The 17252-nt window shown below is 48.6% G+C and carries 19 protein-coding genes; 17 read left to right on the top strand and 2 right to left on the bottom strand.

What is annotated here, in order from left to right; genetic code table 11:
- Positions 1–300: 300 nt before the first annotated feature.
- The 9 genes from D5E69_RS14860 (at position 301) to D5E69_RS14825 (ending at position 8300) form a co-directional block, all read left to right on the top strand.
- A complete protein-coding gene (locus D5E69_RS14860; RefSeq protein WP_048006095.1) occupies positions 301–984 on the top strand; it encodes a DUF4912 domain-containing protein in 684 nt (227 codons plus the stop codon).
- Positions 981–3182 (top strand): glycosyltransferase family 4 protein, encoded by a 2202-nt coding sequence (locus D5E69_RS14855; RefSeq protein ID WP_159129869.1) that lies wholly within the window; start codon positions 981–983, stop codon positions 3180–3182. The genes D5E69_RS14860 and D5E69_RS14855 overlap by 4 nt, the downstream gene beginning before the upstream one ends.
- On the top strand, positions 3179–4189 hold the full coding sequence (locus D5E69_RS14850) for a nucleotidyltransferase family protein (RefSeq protein ID WP_048006094.1): 1011 nt from the start codon (positions 3179–3181) through the stop codon (positions 4187–4189). Before D5E69_RS14855 ends, D5E69_RS14850 begins: the two co-directional genes overlap by 4 nt.
- A complete protein-coding gene (locus D5E69_RS14845; protein ID WP_048006093.1) occupies positions 4182–4757 on the top strand; it encodes a hypothetical protein in 576 nt (191 codons plus the stop codon). Before D5E69_RS14850 ends, D5E69_RS14845 begins: the two co-directional genes overlap by 8 nt.
- Before the next feature lie 57 nt (positions 4758–4814).
- Positions 4815–4964, top strand: a complete 150-nt coding sequence (rpmG, locus tag D5E69_RS14840; RefSeq protein WP_064091498.1) for a 50S ribosomal protein L33 — start codon at positions 4815–4817, stop codon at positions 4962–4964.
- A gap of 138 nt (positions 4965–5102) precedes the next feature.
- Positions 5103–5666, top strand: a complete 564-nt coding sequence (locus D5E69_RS14835; RefSeq protein ID WP_048006092.1) for a 5-formyltetrahydrofolate cyclo-ligase — start codon at positions 5103–5105, stop codon at positions 5664–5666.
- Positions 5656–6441, top strand: coding sequence for a DUF92 domain-containing protein (locus tag D5E69_RS14830; protein ID WP_048014692.1), 786 nt, complete (start codon positions 5656–5658; stop codon positions 6439–6441). The genes D5E69_RS14835 and D5E69_RS14830 overlap by 11 nt, the downstream gene beginning before the upstream one ends.
- 63 nt (positions 6442–6504) lie before the next feature.
- Positions 6505–6681, top strand: coding sequence for a hypothetical protein (locus tag D5E69_RS23395; RefSeq protein ID WP_200843188.1), 177 nt, complete (start codon positions 6505–6507; stop codon positions 6679–6681).
- A gap of 104 nt (positions 6682–6785) precedes the next feature.
- Positions 6786–8300, top strand: coding sequence for a rhomboid family intramembrane serine protease (locus D5E69_RS14825; protein ID WP_048006090.1), 1515 nt, complete (start codon positions 6786–6788; stop codon positions 8298–8300).
- Here the strand turns inward: D5E69_RS14825 and D5E69_RS14820 are convergent.
- On the bottom strand, positions 8297–9166 hold the full coding sequence (locus tag D5E69_RS14820; protein WP_159129868.1) for a hypothetical protein: 870 nt from the start codon (positions 9164–9166) through the stop codon (positions 8297–8299). The genes D5E69_RS14825 and D5E69_RS14820 overlap by 4 nt on opposite strands.
- A 136-nt stretch (positions 9167–9302) precedes the next feature.
- Here D5E69_RS14820 and D5E69_RS14815 point away from each other — a divergent pair, with 136 nt between their 5' ends.
- The 8 genes from D5E69_RS14815 to D5E69_RS14780 all read left to right on the top strand — a co-directional run bounded on the left by D5E69_RS14815 (position 9303) and on the right by D5E69_RS14780 (position 17018).
- Positions 9303–10757: a spore germination protein gene (locus D5E69_RS14815; protein ID WP_370295454.1), complete on the top strand. Its 1455-nt coding sequence runs from the start codon at positions 9303–9305 to the stop codon at positions 10755–10757.
- A gap of 326 nt (positions 10758–11083) precedes the next feature.
- A complete protein-coding gene (locus D5E69_RS14810; RefSeq protein ID WP_048006405.1) occupies positions 11084–11290 on the top strand; it encodes a YqgQ family protein in 207 nt (68 codons plus the stop codon).
- Positions 11291–11296: 6 nt separating this feature from the next.
- On the top strand, positions 11297–12256 hold the full coding sequence (locus D5E69_RS14805) for an ROK family glucokinase (RefSeq protein ID WP_048012608.1): 960 nt from the start codon (positions 11297–11299) through the stop codon (positions 12254–12256).
- Positions 12257–12412: 156 nt separating this feature from the next.
- Positions 12413–13180, top strand: a complete 768-nt coding sequence (locus D5E69_RS14800; RefSeq protein ID WP_048006087.1) for a MerR family transcriptional regulator — start codon at positions 12413–12415, stop codon at positions 13178–13180.
- On the top strand, positions 13170–14204 hold the full coding sequence (locus D5E69_RS14795; RefSeq protein WP_048006086.1) for a C45 family autoproteolytic acyltransferase/hydrolase: 1035 nt from the start codon (positions 13170–13172) through the stop codon (positions 14202–14204). Before D5E69_RS14800 ends, D5E69_RS14795 begins: the two co-directional genes overlap by 11 nt.
- A 53-nt stretch (positions 14205–14257) precedes the next feature.
- On the top strand, positions 14258–15451 hold the full coding sequence (locus tag D5E69_RS14790) for a M14 family metallopeptidase (RefSeq protein ID WP_048006085.1): 1194 nt from the start codon (positions 14258–14260) through the stop codon (positions 15449–15451).
- Between the two features lie 158 nt (positions 15452–15609).
- On the top strand, positions 15610–16704 hold the full coding sequence (locus tag D5E69_RS14785) for a YqgU-like beta propeller domain-containing protein (RefSeq protein ID WP_159129867.1): 1095 nt from the start codon (positions 15610–15612) through the stop codon (positions 16702–16704).
- The gene (locus tag D5E69_RS14780) at positions 16704–17018 is read left to right on the top strand and encodes an MTH1187 family thiamine-binding protein (protein WP_048006083.1); all 315 of its coding nucleotides are present in this window, start codon (positions 16704–16706) and stop codon (positions 17016–17018) included. Before D5E69_RS14785 ends, D5E69_RS14780 begins: the two co-directional genes overlap by 1 nt.
- Before the next feature lie 43 nt (positions 17019–17061).
- Here D5E69_RS14780 and D5E69_RS14775 read toward each other — a convergent pair whose 3' ends face one another.
- Positions 17062–17235, bottom strand: coding sequence for a DUF2759 domain-containing protein (locus tag D5E69_RS14775; RefSeq protein ID WP_048006082.1), 174 nt, complete (start codon positions 17233–17235; stop codon positions 17062–17064).
- Positions 17236–17252: the final 17 nt, after the last annotated feature.

The raw sequence follows: 17252 nt of genomic DNA, 5'->3' as shown, positions 1-17252 counted from the left end.
AGTTATAGCATAGTTTTCTTCCTAACTCTATCATCATTTGGTTCTATTTGTAGAAATCTCCAATATTATGTCAAGAAAACGATTCAGGGAGAAGAGATCCAGTGTGGAAACCAAACGACTTGGTGATTTTTCAATAAATTTTCGTAGGGGAAGCACTACTGTGACTGAAACGGCTAGGATACGACAAAATGCGTTTATTGTAGGAATTTGAGTTGAGTGGTACGATATTTCTATACAATTGTCATAATATTTCGATACGTTCATACAGATGTAGATCGTCTTTCTTGAGGAGGGAATTATATGCTGGAAGAAATCATCAAATTGAGGGAGCAGGGAGTTTCATTCAGGAAAATCGCCAAGGAACTTGATATGACAGTAGGCAAAGTACAATATCAGTGGGTCAAATATCAAAAGACCCTCACAGTTGGACAGCCTGATACAGGATTGGATCAAAGCAGTGGACCGGCCAAAAGGGTGGGGAGAGTAAGGGCGACGAAGCAGCGCCCTGCATTGAAGGCCCATCCTCCCGTAGAATTGATCCTCACTTTCTCTAGCTTCACTCGGATTTATTGTTATTGGGATATACCGGACACCTGGCTACAGCGTACCAGGGAACAATTATCATTGCATGGAGAGGGCCGTCCTTTCATCTTGAGGCTATATGATGTCACTTCCATTGCCTTTGACGGTCATAACCACCATTCTCATATGGATACATATGTACCGGCCAAAGAAAATGGGTGGTTCGTGTCGGGCCTGAAGGAAAATAGAAGCTATTGTATGGATATCGGCTGGAAGCTGGAAGACGGGACGTTTCTGGCATTCACAAGATCCAATGTGATCCATGCGCCAAGGACGGAAGAAACACAGGAACAGCATCGCTTGCAGGACCTGCACGATTTTGAAGCCGGCAGGATCCATACCCCCAACTGGGTTGAACACGTGAGCACCTATTCATACTATGTGAAGGAGGTCAAGTCATGAAGCAGATCACCTATCCAGCATTCAATGAATCCATCCTATCAGACTGGAACACTCCTCAAGGCAGGGAGGCATGCCTGACCTCCATCCTGATGGAAACGGGATCACTCGTGTCATCAAGAGATCACAGCCTTGTCGTCGTGAACCCCATGGTCTTCCCGATCTGTTCAAGCGATGATTTCCAGGCAGAAGCCCATAGCCTGATCCAGAAAAAGCTTCTCGGACAAGGGGAAAATGGAAAATGGCAGCAGATCTTCACGATGTGGAGCATGTATGATGGGGATCTTGTCAAAGTATGGAGAGAACTCGTCATGGAGGACGGACTGACTGTTGTTCCCACCACGGTCAATTCCCTACCCCTTACACATTACAGGACCTCCACGGCGATCGAGTTTCAGATCCGATTGAGTGTGATTCTGATGAAGCGATACCTCGACCATCAAGCAACCTGGTTCTGGATGCCTCAGGCAGCGTATATTCCCGGAATCGATGCGTACTTGGTCCAAAACCATATCCACACCTCGTTCATATCAGGACGATCATTCGATCATAGTGAAAAAGAAGGATCGGGAGATAAGATCCGGACCCCGCGTGGATTGAACCTCATCCCCGTGGAAGAACGGGATGATGCTCTGCAAATGAGACAAACGCCATCCTTTTATGAGTCCTCGGAATCCGTCCTTGCGAGGGTGGAATTCGGCTACAGAGGGGCGGAGCTGAACGAGCCGATTCTACCTGACGAGGCCATCAGGCAACTGCCGTCCTTACATCGAATGGAAGCTGCCATTGAATCCCATGTGAGCGGGTATGGGGAAGATCTTCATCTCATTCATCTTGTGAGAGAGTGGATGGCTGCCATCGACAGGGTGATGCAGGGAGGGAATGCCGAATCTGACCAGTTTGAGATGTGCCGTCGATTGATCGAAACGCAAGTGGAAAGACACCCATTCTTCAAGCAAAGAGAGATCCTCATCCCCTATCCACGCGCAGAAGATATCGCAGGTACACTGCCAGTCGGTCGTGTCAATGAGGAGAAGCAGGGCTCGGTCCTGATCCTTTCCTGGGAATACCCGCCCAATGTGGTAGGTGGGCTTTCAAGGCATGTGCATGATCTTGCCACCGCATTTGCCAAAAAGGGGAGGAGCGTGCACGTATTGACTGCCCGCACTCCGGGAGTGGCTCCTTATGAGAAGGTCGAAGGGGTGGAAGTCCACCGTGTCCATCCTCTCCATCCTTATGAAGACGACTTCTTCAAATGGGTGCTTGACCTGAATCAGGCATTCATCCGCTATGCCGGGGAGTTGATGATCCATGAGAATATCACCCTCCTCCATGCACATGATTGGATCGTCGGAACCTCCGCACGCCACCTGAAAGCGACCCGATCACTCCCATTGATCACAACGATCCATGCGACGGAACACGGGAGGAATCACGGGATCCATACGGATCTTCAACGGAAAATCCATGAGGAAGAAGAGAGGCTGACCAGGGATTCAGATCATGTCATCGTCTGCAGCGATCATATGAAGGATGAAGTAAGGACCCTCTTTCCGGCAGCGAAAGCATGCACGGTCATACCGAACGGAGTAGAGCTCGGTAAGGGGACGGAAATAGAACCATCCAAAGATGGCGGCTACTTCTTCGCCATCGGGAGAATGGTCAGCGAGAAGGGGTTTGAAACGATCATCCAAACAGCCGAGCGGATGAAGAAGGAAGAGCGTGACTTCTCCGTGGTGATTGCGGGCAAAGGCCCGTTGCTAGATGACTACAGAATGCGTGTAAGGGAAGGCGGACTGTCGGGCATGATCAACTTCGTCGGATTCATCTCGGACGAAGAGCGAAACCGCTACTTGAGAGGGTGCCAGGCCGTTCTCTTTCCAAGTCTCTATGAACCTTTTGGAATCGTAGCCCTTGAGGCCATGGCGTATAAAAAAACGGTCATCGCCTCGAATACCGGGGGATTGAAAACAATCGTGAAGCATGAACAGACGGGACTTTTATTCCAGCCGGAGGATGCCGATGATCTGTATGGTCAAATCCGGAGGGTGATGGAAAATCGTCAACAGGCAGCAGAGTGGGGACGAAACGGCCACAAGCTGGCAGAGAGCTTGTTCAGCTGGGAGCGCATCGCCGAATTGACCTGGCAGATCTATGAGGACGTGAGATTGGAAGCGAAAGTAGCGGGTGGTGCCCAATGAAGGCTGTCATTCTTGCAGGCGGGGAAGGGCGCAGGCTGCGCCCCTATACCCTTACCGTACCAAAACCGATGGTCCCTATCTTGAATAAGCCGCTGCTGGAGTACACGATCGATCTCCTGAAGTCCCAAGGGATCAGGGATATCGTGATCACAACCTGCTACAAAGCGGATACGATCCGCTCCCACTTCAAAGATGGGCGCAGACATGGTGTAAGCATATCGTACCTGGAGGAACCGTTCCCCCTTGGGACTGCGGGAGGTCTCTTCCGTGCCCGGGTGCGGTTCAAGGAACCCATCCTGGTCATGAGCGGTGATGCTTTCACTGACCTCAAGCTTCAGGATGTCATCTCGTATCATTTCCGGAAAAAGGCCCGCATGACCCTGGTCACCAAGGAGGTCAGCAATCCAGCCGGTTACGGGGTGTGCCACACGGACAGCATGGGAAGACTGATTGAATTCAGGGAAAAACCTGAAAACTGGATCGGTGATGAAGTCAATACCGGCATCTATGTCTTGGATCCGATCCTCCTGGATGAGTATCACCGGGAAGGGAAAGTCGATTTCAGCAGTGACTTGATTCCGGATCTCCTTTCTTCCAATGAGCGGGTGTTTGCTTACAGGACCAACGCATATTGGAGGGATATCGGAAGTCCCGATCAATATAAGCATGCCAGGGAAGACGTCATGGCAGGTACGATTGCCGCCCCTTTTCTCAGTGACCTGTCCATGAAGGGAGAGCCGTACATGACCAGAATCCGCGTTTCCTGCCCGAAACGGAAAAAACCGATCGTGTTTGCGAAATTGATGGAAACGGTCCCTGCCTTTTGGAGCAGCGGGGAAATGGTATTCAGGGATCAAGGCGGGGGCAGGACTAAAATCATAAATGACCCGGAACGAGGGTTCATCATTTACTCGAAAGCCCAGCGAAAACAACAATCGAAGAAACTGGCCGAATACTATGGAGAGAAAATAAAAAATATGGCTAAAGGTGTCGAAGCATATGAATGAGTATAATCGGACATTTCATATACAGGGGATCGCATGGGACTCCGGAAAGAACCGTACCCTTGACAGGGGAAAGGAATGTGTCGTGAATGGGATCGGTGTGTCGGTGGAAGGGAATGGCGAGGAATGGGGAGAATCCCTTTCGTTCCGCCTCCAGAATACAACGGATAAGTCCAGGAAGCTGAAGGTGTTTTTCTTGGTGGAATGGCTCTCCTGCAAAGAAGATACTATTGGTATCGTATCCTTCGGGAAAGACATCTTCTGGAATTATGGAGGAAGGAATCTCGCTGCAACGAATATCGTATCGACAGCAGATTCAGTTAAAAAGACGATTTATCCATTGAACCTGAAGGGCCTGCAATTATGGAGGAAATCCTTGAAGGAAGGCAGTTTGTACTACTATCCCATCACCAATGGCCAGAATATGATGGTCTACATGCTGGACTTTTCACTGGAGCCATTCGAACGGAAGAGCGGGAGCGTTTACGGCATCGAAGGAGCATTGAAGGAAGAGGTAATAAATTTGGATGAGAGAATGAAAAACAGACTAGCATTTCCCTCAGAAAAGTGATATTATAGAAAAGTCGTATGATGAGAAGAACATGTTAATGTTTGGAGGGAAATTATAATGCGTGTAAACATTACTTTAGCTTGCACAGAAACTGGTGAGCGTAACTATATTACAACGAAGAACAAGCGTAACAATCCAGACCGTCTTGAGCTAAAAAAATACTGCCCGAAATTGAAGCGTGTTACATTGCACCGTGAAACAAAATAATGTAAAAAAAGAGACCGGATCCCAAAAGGATGCGGTCTCTTTTTTTACCTGAACCAATGGGTACCTTTCATGAGACGGGTGTTCTTCACAACAAGATTCTATATAATGAAGGTACAACATACAGGAAGGAGTGGGACCATGAAGCAAATCATGAGGGAAAGGCAGCTTGAGAAGCTTGCGAACATCCCATTCGCCACGGGGAAACAAAAAGGGTATAGGATCGAACAGAACCTGTTTACTTCCGGCGATTGGACCGGCAGCAGGGTGATTGCCGTCACCGTATCCAAACCACCGGAGATCGATACATGGGGGATCGTGAAACGGGGATGGGAAGAAGGAAAGATCATGGTCGTGCCAAGGTGCCTGCCTAAGACGAGGGGGATGGATTTCTATGCCCTGAACGACTTCGGAGAACTTGAACAAGTCTATTACGGACTCTACGAACCGAGGACGAAAGAGGCTGAACCGATTGCTTTGGATGAGATCGACCTGATGATCGTTCCGGGACTTGCCTTCACTACCGATGGATATCGCCTCGGTTTTGGCGGGGGCTATTACGACCGGATCCTGACGGGATACAAAGGGACGACCATCTCACTGGCTGCAGACGAACAGCTGGTTGCGGAAGTCCCGGTTGAGTCATTTGATCTCCCTGTCCAAAAGATCGTCACAGAATCCGGGATCATCCACTGTGGGGATTGAATTCATCTTCTCATTCATAGGAATCGTGGGGGGAGCAGCGGCGGGATGGAAGTTGAAATTCCTCACTGCTTCGGGTGCTGGAATGGCCTTCTTGGTTGGTTCTTTGATTGTGCTCGGAAGCGGGATTCAGGGCCTGATGCTCCTATTCCTCTTCTTCATCACTTCTTCCTTGTTTTCTGCATTCAGGAAAGAGGAGAAGGCGGGAGTGGAAGAAAAGCTGGCCAAGTCGTCAACCAGGGATTGGGAGCAGGTAGCGGCAAACGGTGGGGTCCCGGCAATCTTTGCCATCCTGGCCCTTTGGACCGGTGACGCTGTGTGGACCATGGGATTCGCTGCTGCCATCGCCTCGGCCAATTCCGATACATGGGCTTCTGAAATCGGCCCCCTGTCGAAAGAGGCACCCCGTCACTTCCTCACCTTCAGGAAGGTGGAACGGGGAACCTCAGGCGGGGTTTCCATCCTCGGAACCGGTGCATCAGCCGGGGGAGCCTTACTGATCGCTGGAGCTTCTCTTCTCCTTCTTCCAGGCACCTCCCTGGGGGGAGCGGGAGTGATTGCAGCAGCTGGATTTTTGGGGAGTGTTTTCGATACGGTGATCGGAGGGACGATCCAATCCCGCTCGGTGTGCCCTGAATGCGGACTGGAAACGGAATCCCATGAGCACTGCGGCATGGCTACGGTGCACACAGGGGGAATCCCCTGGATGACCAATGAAATGGTGAATTTCCTTTCCTGTCTAATTGCCGGCATTTTACCGGTTTTATTTTTCTGGTGAAAAAGAAAAGTTCTGGCATAAGTTCCACCGTATTCATCCAAACTATCATCAGGAGGGATCAAGATGAACGGATGGATGAAATGGTTGATAGCAGGACTCGTCTTATTCATGCTCGTTCCCAATCGCTACAGGTTGCTTAACCTCATCCTCGGAAGCAGCTTCCTGAGGAAATGGGCGGTCAGGTGGATGATGGGGATTCCGGCAATACGCTCAAAGTTCATACAGAGTACATTCCGGTAATGCATGGCCCGTATCCAATGGATACGGGCTTTTTCATTTCTTTATTTTCGACTGTCCGGTATAGTATGGGTAACATCTATACTCAATGAAAGTAGTGAAGACGAGTGGATCTGACGAATCACTATCTGTTTTGGAAAATCGTTCATCATCTGGTGGAAAGGAAACAGTACAGACTTATCCATCAATCCGATGAACACGGGGAAGTGTGGCTTGAAAATACGGGGATGAAACAAGCCGGCATCGTCCGCGTCCGGTTGAAGGATCTGGATTTCTTCCGTTGGATGGAGCGGGATATGGAACTAGTCCTTCAGAACGGAGAGAACCTGCGTAAATCACTCCGTAAGCGTAAGCTCAACATCCAAACGATTTATGTATCCACTTATCCTCCTGTGGATGATGGAATGGACACTGTTAGCAGGGGGAATGTGACGGTCACCCCCTTGATTGTCGAGTCCGCCCGCTACAAGGAAACGCTGAGAAACGATCCTGTGCTCGGCGGGGGGGACTGGGATCTGCCTCAGGATATCGGGGACCGTGATGTGGAATGGATGAGAGGGCTTGCCCTCACCTCTGCCAGGAGGCGGATCCAGGAAGAGCAAAGTCTTTTCCAATCGGGGAAACCCTTTTTTACATACCTATTCATCGCTATCCAGGTGGTTATGTTCGGGATTTTGGAACTGAACGGGGGAAGTCACAATACTGAAACCCTCATCCGCTTCGGAGCCAAGTACAAACCGCTCATGCTTGAAGGGGAATGGTGGCGTCTGATCACCCCGGTCTTTCTGCATATCGGCATGATTCATCTCCTTTTCAACAGCGTCGCCCTGTTCTATCTGGGGGGAGCAGTCGAGCGGATTTACGGGAGATTCAGGTTTATCCTGGTCTACGTCGTCGCAGGTATCATGGGGTCACTCGGGAGCTTCCTGTTCACCGATACGGTTTCGGCAGGTGCGAGCGGGGCGATCTTCGGATGTTTCGGAGCCCTATTGTATTTCGGCACCGTTCATCCAACGATCTTTTTCCGTACGATGGGCAATAATATCATCGTCGTATTCGCTCTCAATCTCGTCATCGGATTCATTCTCCCGGGAATCGATAACGCCGGGCACTTTGGTGGTGTGGTGGGAGGCTTCATCATGGCAGGTATTGTAGGTGTGCCGAAGTCTGGTAAGAAGATCAGGCAGCTGCTGTTCCTTGCCGTCATGATCATCATCCTTTCCCTGTCCATCAATAGGGGATGGAACGACGATCCACTTAAAATGAGTGTGGACCATGTCAATGCCATGGCTGCGGAAAAGCTTGCCTTAGAGAAATGGGAGGAAGCGGAAGCGCTTTTGAGACCGGTGGCAGAAAAAGGCGATCCCGATGCCATTGTGTATTTTCAACTTTCCTACGCAGAAATCCAACTGAACAAAATGGATCAGGCAGAGGAACACCTCAAAAAGGCCATCCAGGAAGATGAATCCCTTCCGGAAGCCCATTATAATCTTGCCTACATCTTACAAAGTGAAGAGGGGAAAAGGGAAGAAGCCCTCAAACATGCCGAGAGGGCCTACGAACTTTCGGCTTCCAATGAGAAATTTAAAGAGCTTTACGACTACCTGAAACAAGAATATTAATAGGAAATCGCCTGGCGAAGGAGCGAAGCCTCACCTTTCTTGTCGATGATCAATACAAGGACTTCCTTGCGGTCTTTTTTTAGAAGGATTAGGGGGATGGTGCTGTCCACTGGATTCAGGATGGCTCCATCCTCTTTTTTTATGCCTATTGCATAATTCTTATAGAGGCCCTCCCATAGATTTCCCGTTACTTTTGCCCACTGGGCAGGGGTGAATCCGGGATAGGGGCGGCTTGAATAAGCGGGGAGTTCTGTCAAGGGAAGGGCGTTATAGTCCCCCGCATTGATCTGCAGCTCTTTCATTCCCTTGGCCCATGAAGTGTCAACGGTCTTTGTGACCAACCGGTCGAGGCTTTTCTTCCATTCGGCCTGCACATCCGTCGTCGGCGTTTTGAATGAGCCCAAGGGACTGAAAGAGGAATCGATGATATAAAGCTGGTCACTGGTCATGGTTTGTGCACTTTTGAAGGTGTCTTCCCCTTCATGGATCTCAGCATAGTGATAAGCCACTGCCTGAAGGAGGTTGCTCTCATCATCCTCTACTTTCATTTTCTGGTACAGGCTGGTGGTGTTCGGCTTCCATTTGTTCAATACGCCTTTCAGCTTCCCGTTGCTGAACAGAAGTCCCACATCCTGCCTGAGATACGCCGGGGTGTCAAGTTCAGAGGCTACAGTCCAGTCCACCACCTGATCTTTCTGTTGAGTGAGGTTCAGGGAGGTCGAGGCTGAGAGGAAGGAGGCGTTCTGGTCAATAGGGAAGAAGATGATGCTCTCCCTTGTCTCGGGCTTGTATAGCAATTGAATCAATAGAATGGCAGATGCCAAGATGATGAGGAACGGCCAAACGTCTTTTATCCGGTTTTTCATGATCATCCACTCCAAAAGTTTGTCCCTTCCATCCAATCTATGAAGAGGGAGTCTGGATTATGAGAGGTATGACGGAAGGGGAATGTGTCAAAGATGGTGAGGATAATGTGAAAAATGGGAAGTGAACGCTATGGCCATGCAGGAAAAGAAACCTGTTTCATCTGTAATTGAAGAAAATACAAGTTATTTAAGGGAAGTCCTTGCTGTCGATAAGAGTTTCGATGTCATCCAGCTCGATGTGGAGTACGCCGAAAGGAAAATGGGCCTGTTCATGGTGGACGGCTTTGTAAAAGATGACATCATGCACTATCTGATGAAGCTCCTTTCGGGCCTGGACCCGGAACAGCTCCAGGAAGATGCCCTCCAGAAGCTTTTGAAGACCTATATCCCCTATATCGAAATCGAACAGGTCGATGATTTGAATCAAGTGGTGGATCTTGTACTGGCCGGACCGACGGCACTCGTGGTGGATGGGGTCGATAAAGTCATTATGATCGATGCCAGGACCTACCCTGTAAGGGGACCGCAGGAACCTGATATTGAACGGGTGGTCCGTGGTTCACGCGACGGGTACGTGGAAACGATCGTCTTCAATACGGCATTGACCAGGAGAAGGGTCAGGGACCCATCCCTGAGGATGGAGTACATGCAGGTAGGGAGAAGGAGCAAAACCGACATCGTGGTCAGTTACATCGAAGACATAGCAGATCCTGAACTTGTCCATCGCATCAAGGATGCCCTCTCCAAGATCGACACTGACGGGCTGCCCATGGGTGAGAAGACACTGGAAGAATTCATATCCGGCCGTCACTGGAATCCGTATCCCATGGTGCGCTATACAGAGCGTCCCGATACGGCGGCCGCTCATTTATATGAAGGCCATATCATCATCATGGTGGATGGATCACCGAGCGTCATGATCACTCCCACAACGTTCTGGCATCATCTCCAGCACGCGGAAGAATACCGCAATAAACCGTCCGTGGGGGCATATTTACGATTCGTCAGGTTCATTGCAGTTTGGTGTTCCATTTTCTTATTGCCGCTGTATTACCTGTTCACGATCAATCCTGCTCTCCTGCCCGATTCTCTCTCGTATATAGGGGTGAATGAGTCCGGGGAAGTCCCGTTATTCCTTCAGTTCCTCATGATCGAGGTAGGAATCGACATCCTGAGGATGGCAGCGATCCATACGCCTTCTTCCCTTGCGACGGCACTTGGTCTCGTTGCTGCACTGATGATCGGTCAGGTAGCCGTGGAAGTCGGCCTGTTGGTGAATGAAGTCATCCTTTATCTTGCCATTGCAGCCATCGGCACGTTCTCGACTCCAAGTTATGAGATGAGTCTTGCCAATCGCCTGGTGAGGATCTTCCTGCTGATCATGACCTCCCTGTGGGGAGTCTACGGCTTCATCATCGGGGTCTTCCTATGGCTGATGATGCTGTCCAGGATGAAGTCCTTCGACATTCCCTATATGTGGCCGTTCATCCCCTTCAACTTCAGGGCCTTCAGGGATGTGTTCCTCCGTTCTCCCATGCCTCTTAAGAATCGGAGGCCGCGTTTCCTTCACCCTAAGGACCCGGACCGTTGAGGCTGGGACAAAACTAAAAAGGGACCCTTTCATGACGAATAATATCAGTGTAGGTTCTTAATACCGCTCATGATTTCCGTTCAAGACTACGCTTTCTGCGGGTAGCCCGTGAGCCGTCTCACATCAGCTGCTCATCCCGCAGGAGTTTTCGTCTTGTACTCCGATCAACCGCTAAAAAACCCGAATGAATTTGTCTGGATGTAGGCAAATCCATTCGGGTTTTACTATGAGTAAAACACTTTTGGCCCAGCCCCTTCTATTTTATTGAGAAGAGGCAGATTTTCATTTATACTTCTAAAAGTGAACATTTGAATCGGGGTGTGGTCATGAAAACAATCTATGATATCCAGCAATTATTGAAACGGTTCGGTACCATCATCTATGTAGGGGATCGTCTTTCAGACCTCGAGCTGATGGAGGGGGAACTAAGGGAGCTTTATGTTTCCAACCTCATCGAACAGAAGGAATTCCAAACGGCCCTGCTGCTGCTCCGCAGTGAAATGGAACGGGAAAAAGATAAACAGGACAGGTGATTCAATATGGTAGATAAATGGCTTGCAGGAGTCGACCTTGGAGGGACGACGACGAAGATCGCGTTCCTGAATGAATGCGGAGAGATCCAGCATAAGTGGGAAATTCCCACGGATAAATCGGAAAGCGGTAAACATATTATCGGCAATATCGCGAAAAGCATCGATGTAAAGCTCGAACAACTCGATGTCACAAAGGAAAAGCTTGTTGGGATCGGCATGGGTGCACCGGGGCCGGTTGAAAAGACAAGGGGAATCATCTATGAAGCCATCAATCTCGGATGGGGTGAACATACACCTCTCAAGGACCTGATTGAAATGGAAACAGGACTGCCGGCGGTCATCGACAATGATGCCAACTGCGCGGCACTAGGCGAAATGTGGAAAGGTGCCGGACACGGAGCCAAAGATCTTGTGTGTATCACACTCGGTACCGGAGTCGGCGGAGGTGTCATCACCAACGGGGAGATTGTTCACGGTGTCAGGGGTGCAGGCGGGGAAATCGGCCATATCACCGTTGTTCCGAAAGACGGCTATTCATGTAACTGCGGCAAGACCGGTTGTCTTGAAACCGTCGCATCCGCAACAGGTGTCGTCAGGGTCGCCCATGAGAAACTCCAGTCATCCACAGAATCCTCTGTGCTACGTGACCTGGAGTCCCTAGGATCAAAGCAGATTTTCGATGCCGCAAGAGAAGGGGACAGCCTTGCTCTGAAGATCGTAGATCAGCTTGCTTACTATTTAGGTTTGAGTTTGGCGAATCTCGGAAACGCCGTCAATCCGGAGAAGATTGTCATCGGTGGTGGCGTTTCAAAAGCGGGAAAAACCCTTCTGGATCCCGTAATGAATTATTTCAAACGGTTTGCTTTCCCGAAGGTGCGAACGTCTACTGACATCGATATTGCAACACTTGAAAATGATGCAGGGGTGATCGGGGCCGCCTGGCTTGTCAAAAACGCCCTACATTAAGAACTTGAACATCCGGCCGTCTGGTCGGATGTTTTTTTAATACAGTACCAGATCACTTACATGGGGATCTCATTCTTTTGTGAAAAAAGGTAAATAAAAAGAATTGACCTTCAACCTACATGAAGCTGTATCATATGAATTGGAAGGGGTGACGGGATGTCTTTAATGGGGATAAAAGAATTTTCACAAAGAACGGGTATCTCAAAGAGTGCTCTTCGCTTTTATGAGACAAAAGAGCTCCTCACACCAATGAAGAAAAATGCAAAGGGATACCGTTTTTATTGTCAAGAACAAGTAAAAGAGGCTCGTATGATCGCAAACTTGAGGCTGGCTGAAGTACCACTGGAAAATATCAAACAGTGGCAGGGAATCCAGGAGCCGAGTAGAAGGGAGGACTATCTCGACAGCCTTCTTCAAACTATACAAAAAAGGGTGGAAATCCTTGAAAATAGTATTCGGTTTCTTAAAGGGGATTTTCAAGACGTTTCATTAATTGAAAAGGCACCAGATACGATCCTTTGGTATAAAGAAACAGCAAATGTTGGTAAATTCGGCCCGCTATTTCGAGAAAGATTGAGAGAATTTCAAAAGTTGGATGTTCCTGTTCATGCACTGTACTTGAAATATATATCAGGAGAAAGCCTTGTCCATGCCCACATTGGATTCGGTATACAAGCATGTACAGGAATTGATATTCCACATAATGTAAATGTGGAAACCATGCAAGGGGGCCTATGTATCGCGTTACCAGTGAGTATTGCTGAAGAGCAAATCAAACAGCATTATAATCAACTTTTGGAGTACGCATCGCAAAACCAATGGTATCCTGCAGGGCCAATCATAGAGTGGTATAGAGGACCAAGTTTTTCACAGCATGATTTGCTTTTGCCAGTCGTTAATTGGAGGGGAGAAAATGAGGGGTGAAGAGGTTTTAAAAGTAAGTGTCCTCAACATAGTCGGAACTGATTTTCAAAAGGGTAGGCAAATGGGGAGGGAGTTTAAGAAGACATCAACTTGCACCGAAATTGAAGCTATAAAGGCATTTGGTAACGGTGTTGATGCAGAAAAGGCTAGGTCAGCACTGAGTGAATTTGTTCCACACCTTTTGGAGGAAATGGCGGGCTTTGCGGAAGGAATGGATTGGGAACTGGAATCGGTACTTAAATCATTCAGCGGTTTTGATATTGAACTGCCGCCAATGGGGTGTACAGCCCTGGTAGACCATTCAGGAAAATACTATAGGAACTACGATTTTCACCATAAGCTTTATGATGGCAGGATTTTCATCAATCATTCTGAAGATCATTATACATCGATTGGATTCAGTCAGCACCGGCTAGGTAGATTGGATGGCATGAATGAAAAGGGTTTAGTGGTGGGACTTCATTTTGTAAACAGCGAGCGTGGAGGAATAGGTTTTGTGGCACCCATCATAGTACGGATGTTATTGGATTTGTGTTCGAATCTGGATGAAGCATGCGAATTTCTTCAGGTTCTGCCTCATAAATACTGTTACAACTATTCCATGACAGATGCTTCAGGGAAATCCATCATAGTCGAAACTAGCCCTCAAGGGTGCAATGCCATAAAGGAATCACCCCTTGCGTGTACAAATCATTTTAGATCAGAAGCCATGCGAGGATGGAACCGACAAAACATTATAGGCTCAATGAATCGGTGGCATTATGCTAATCAACTCTTGGAGCCTTTCCTTAAGCCTCGCGAAATGTTTCAGCATTTCAATCAACCAACCTCACCTTTGTTTTTCAAAGATTACAACCACTTCTTTGGTACTCTGCATTCTGTAGTGTACTCTCCTAAGGAGCTAACCGCTACTATTAGTATCGGTGCCAAGTGTGAACCTAGAATCCTTTCTCTTGAAAAGATCATCACAGATCAGACCCTCCCTTTTACAGAAATAAATGGTGTACTTGAACCAGGTGAATAGAACCTCCCTCCACATCATATGAGTATAGAAAGGCATAAAATGGGAGGAGTCTCATGAAAGTAAAGGCAAGGAAAGGTGATTCCCTGTCGTACTATGCAAGCCTGTTTCATATTCCTATCGAACTGCTCGTTGATTCAAATCCCGAACTCGCCCCCGATCATCTTGATTCAGACGAGATGGTGGAGGTGCCTGGTTTCATCAAGGAGGCCTGCATGGTCCGGGAGGGGGACACCCTTTGGGGGCTGGCGGGTGACCGCAATATCGGTGTAGATGCCTTGTTACTGATCAATGAGAACAGCGATCCCAATGAAGTCGTGCCCGGTGTAGAGCTATTCCTCCCGAGGCGCGTGGTCACGCCCATTGTGAATGGGAAGCAGCCTTACGATTCCGTGAGCTTTCAGAACGATATGACCCTCTTACAGGAGATTTATCCATTTATCAGGGTGACCGCAATCGGGAAAAGTGTACTCGGAAAAGATCTGATGGAATGCAAGATCGGGCGTGGTGCGAGGAAGGTCCACATGAACGGTTCTTTCCACGGGAACGAATGGATTACAAGTGCAGTTCTAATGACCTTCCTGAACGACTATCTCCTTTCCTTGACGAATTCCAAAGATTTGAGGGGGATCCCGATCCTGCCCCTGTATCGGACGGTGTCCCTCTCCCTGGTTCCGATGGTCAATCCGGATGGGGTTGATCTTGTACTGAATGGTCCACCTGATGGGATGGCTGAGGAATTGATCGAATTGAATGGAGGTCGGGTCGAATTTACCGGATGGAAAGCGAACATCCGGGGGATCGATTTGAATAAACAGTTTCCTGCGCGCTGGGAATTCGAGAAGCGGCGCATGGAAGTGAACGTACCGGGTCCCCGTGATTTTACAGGACACCTGCCTATATCCGAGCCGGAGTCCAAGGCCATGGAACAGCTCGCCAGAAAGGAACGGTTTCAAAGGCTGATCTCCGTCCATACCCAGGGTAAGGAATTCTACTGGGGATATGAAGGGCTAGAGTCAAAAGAGTCCGAGCGACTCGCTGGAGAAATAAATAGGGCAAGTGGATATGCATCGATCCGCTATGTAGACAGCTATGCAGGTTTCAAGGATTGGTACATCCAAGAATTCCAGCAAACAGGTATCACATTGGAGCTTGGCAAGGGGATCAATCCACTCCCTCTCTCTCAATTCGATACCATATACAGGGATACGCTTGGGATCTATCTCATTACGCTATATAAATGGTGGTGACCCCCTTCGCTATAGGAGAAAAATGGAGTATGATAAGAATAGGAACGTTGATCGGCGTTTTATAGATGGCCTCCTGAGCCATCTTTTTTTTATCTTTTTGAAACGTTTCCCAATGTGGGACGTACTAATAGAGAAAGCAGTTGAAGGGAGAGGGGTCAGTGTGGAATAAAGCCGCAATTGCAGGTGGCATCATCGGGATCATGGCGATTCTATCGGCATGCACTTCTTCCGATGGGGTGAAAGCCCCTCATAAGGAGCCTGAAAAAAGCATCATAGCAGAAAACCTTGAAGAAGAAGGATTTGTGGAAAACGTCGGATGGCTCACGGATTCCGAAATCCTGACGGTGGCCACGAAGGATGAAACCACCCGCTTATATAAATATAACATCTATACCGGTTCTCAAAAGACGATTTTCGAGACCGGCTCATCGTATGTCACTTCCAGTATCTCTCCTGATAAAAAAAGCATTTATGTCCAGACCTCTCCTGGTTCTTATCTAGCAACGGTCACCTATATCGATCCTGATGGACACTCTACATTCGAGCAGGATATCCCATCCTATGATATCTCTTTCGCATGGAATGAATTCTCTCCTGGGGAAATGCTCCTCACAAGCTTTGCCGAGGATTGGAGCTTCGAGGTCTCCCTGGTGGATATCAACAGTAAGAATGTGAGCACCCTTGATACGGATCAACCTTTCGTGCAGTGGAAATCGGATGATTCCGTCATCTTCCAGGATTGGCCAAAAGAAGACATCGCCCTCGCCGCTCCCCTGGTGGAGAAATCCTTGCTCGATGGAAAGCGGACGATGATTGCAGAGGATCTGATCCATTTCAATCAATTTTCCGATTCCCTCATGACGATCAAGGCGACAGATGAAAAAGGAATCTTTCAGTACCGTTTCCTTTCTCCAGAAGGGGACGAGCAATCGACCTTTACCCAATCGCTTCTGAGCCGCTATTCCGACTGGCTGGTCCCATACTATGATATGATAGAAGGGAAAGGTCGCTTTCTTACGTTCGCTTCGAACGGGAAGGGGGCCGCAGATACAGATACAGACGGCTTCTCGTTGAAGGAGTGGGATGTTTTCAGTGGTAAGGAGAAGGTATTGTTCCCCGATCTCCCTCTTGAGCCACTGACCTGCGCTCCGAAGGGGAATGCCTGCTTGTACGGGAACCAGCTGGAGAAAGTCATCTCCCTGGTCAATCGCAATATCATCCATCTACTCAGTGTGAAAGGAGCACAACTATAATGGCCATCGTAGACGTCACGGTCATCCCCATCGGTACTGAATCGCCAAGCGTCAGTTCCTATGTGGCAGACCTTCAGAGAATCTTGAAGCAATATGAAGCGGAGGGGAAAATCCGTTATCAGCTCACCCCGATGAATACCATCATTGAGGGAGAGCTCCCTGTCCTGTTCCAAGTGATCCAGGATATCCATGAATCACCGTTTCAACAGGGGATTCAACGTGTTGCAACGAATATACGCATCGATGACCGGCGCGATAAGGTCTCGACCATGGAAGGCAAGCTTTCTGCCGTCCAGAAAAAGTTGGACTCATGATCAAAAAAAGCCTCGTTCAGCTGAACGAGGCTTTTTCCTTAGATCAATGTCCTCCAGGATAACCGGAGTGAAGGACGGTCATGACCGTGAACCACCCAAATACCCCTAATGTGGCAAGGGAAAAGAAGATCCCAAGGGCGTTTTTATTCTTAAACGTACTAACGACGGCGAATAATGCCAAAAGTGTAACCAATGCTGTGATGATGACAAGACCCATTAATCCTACCCCTTTCC

Source organism: Rossellomorea marisflavi, from assembly GCF_009806575.1.
Lineage (GTDB): Bacteria > Bacillota > Bacilli > Bacillales > Bacillaceae_B > Rossellomorea > Rossellomorea marisflavi_A.
Note: the sequence above shows the minus strand (reverse complement) of the source record. Positions and strands in the feature narration are given on the sequence as shown.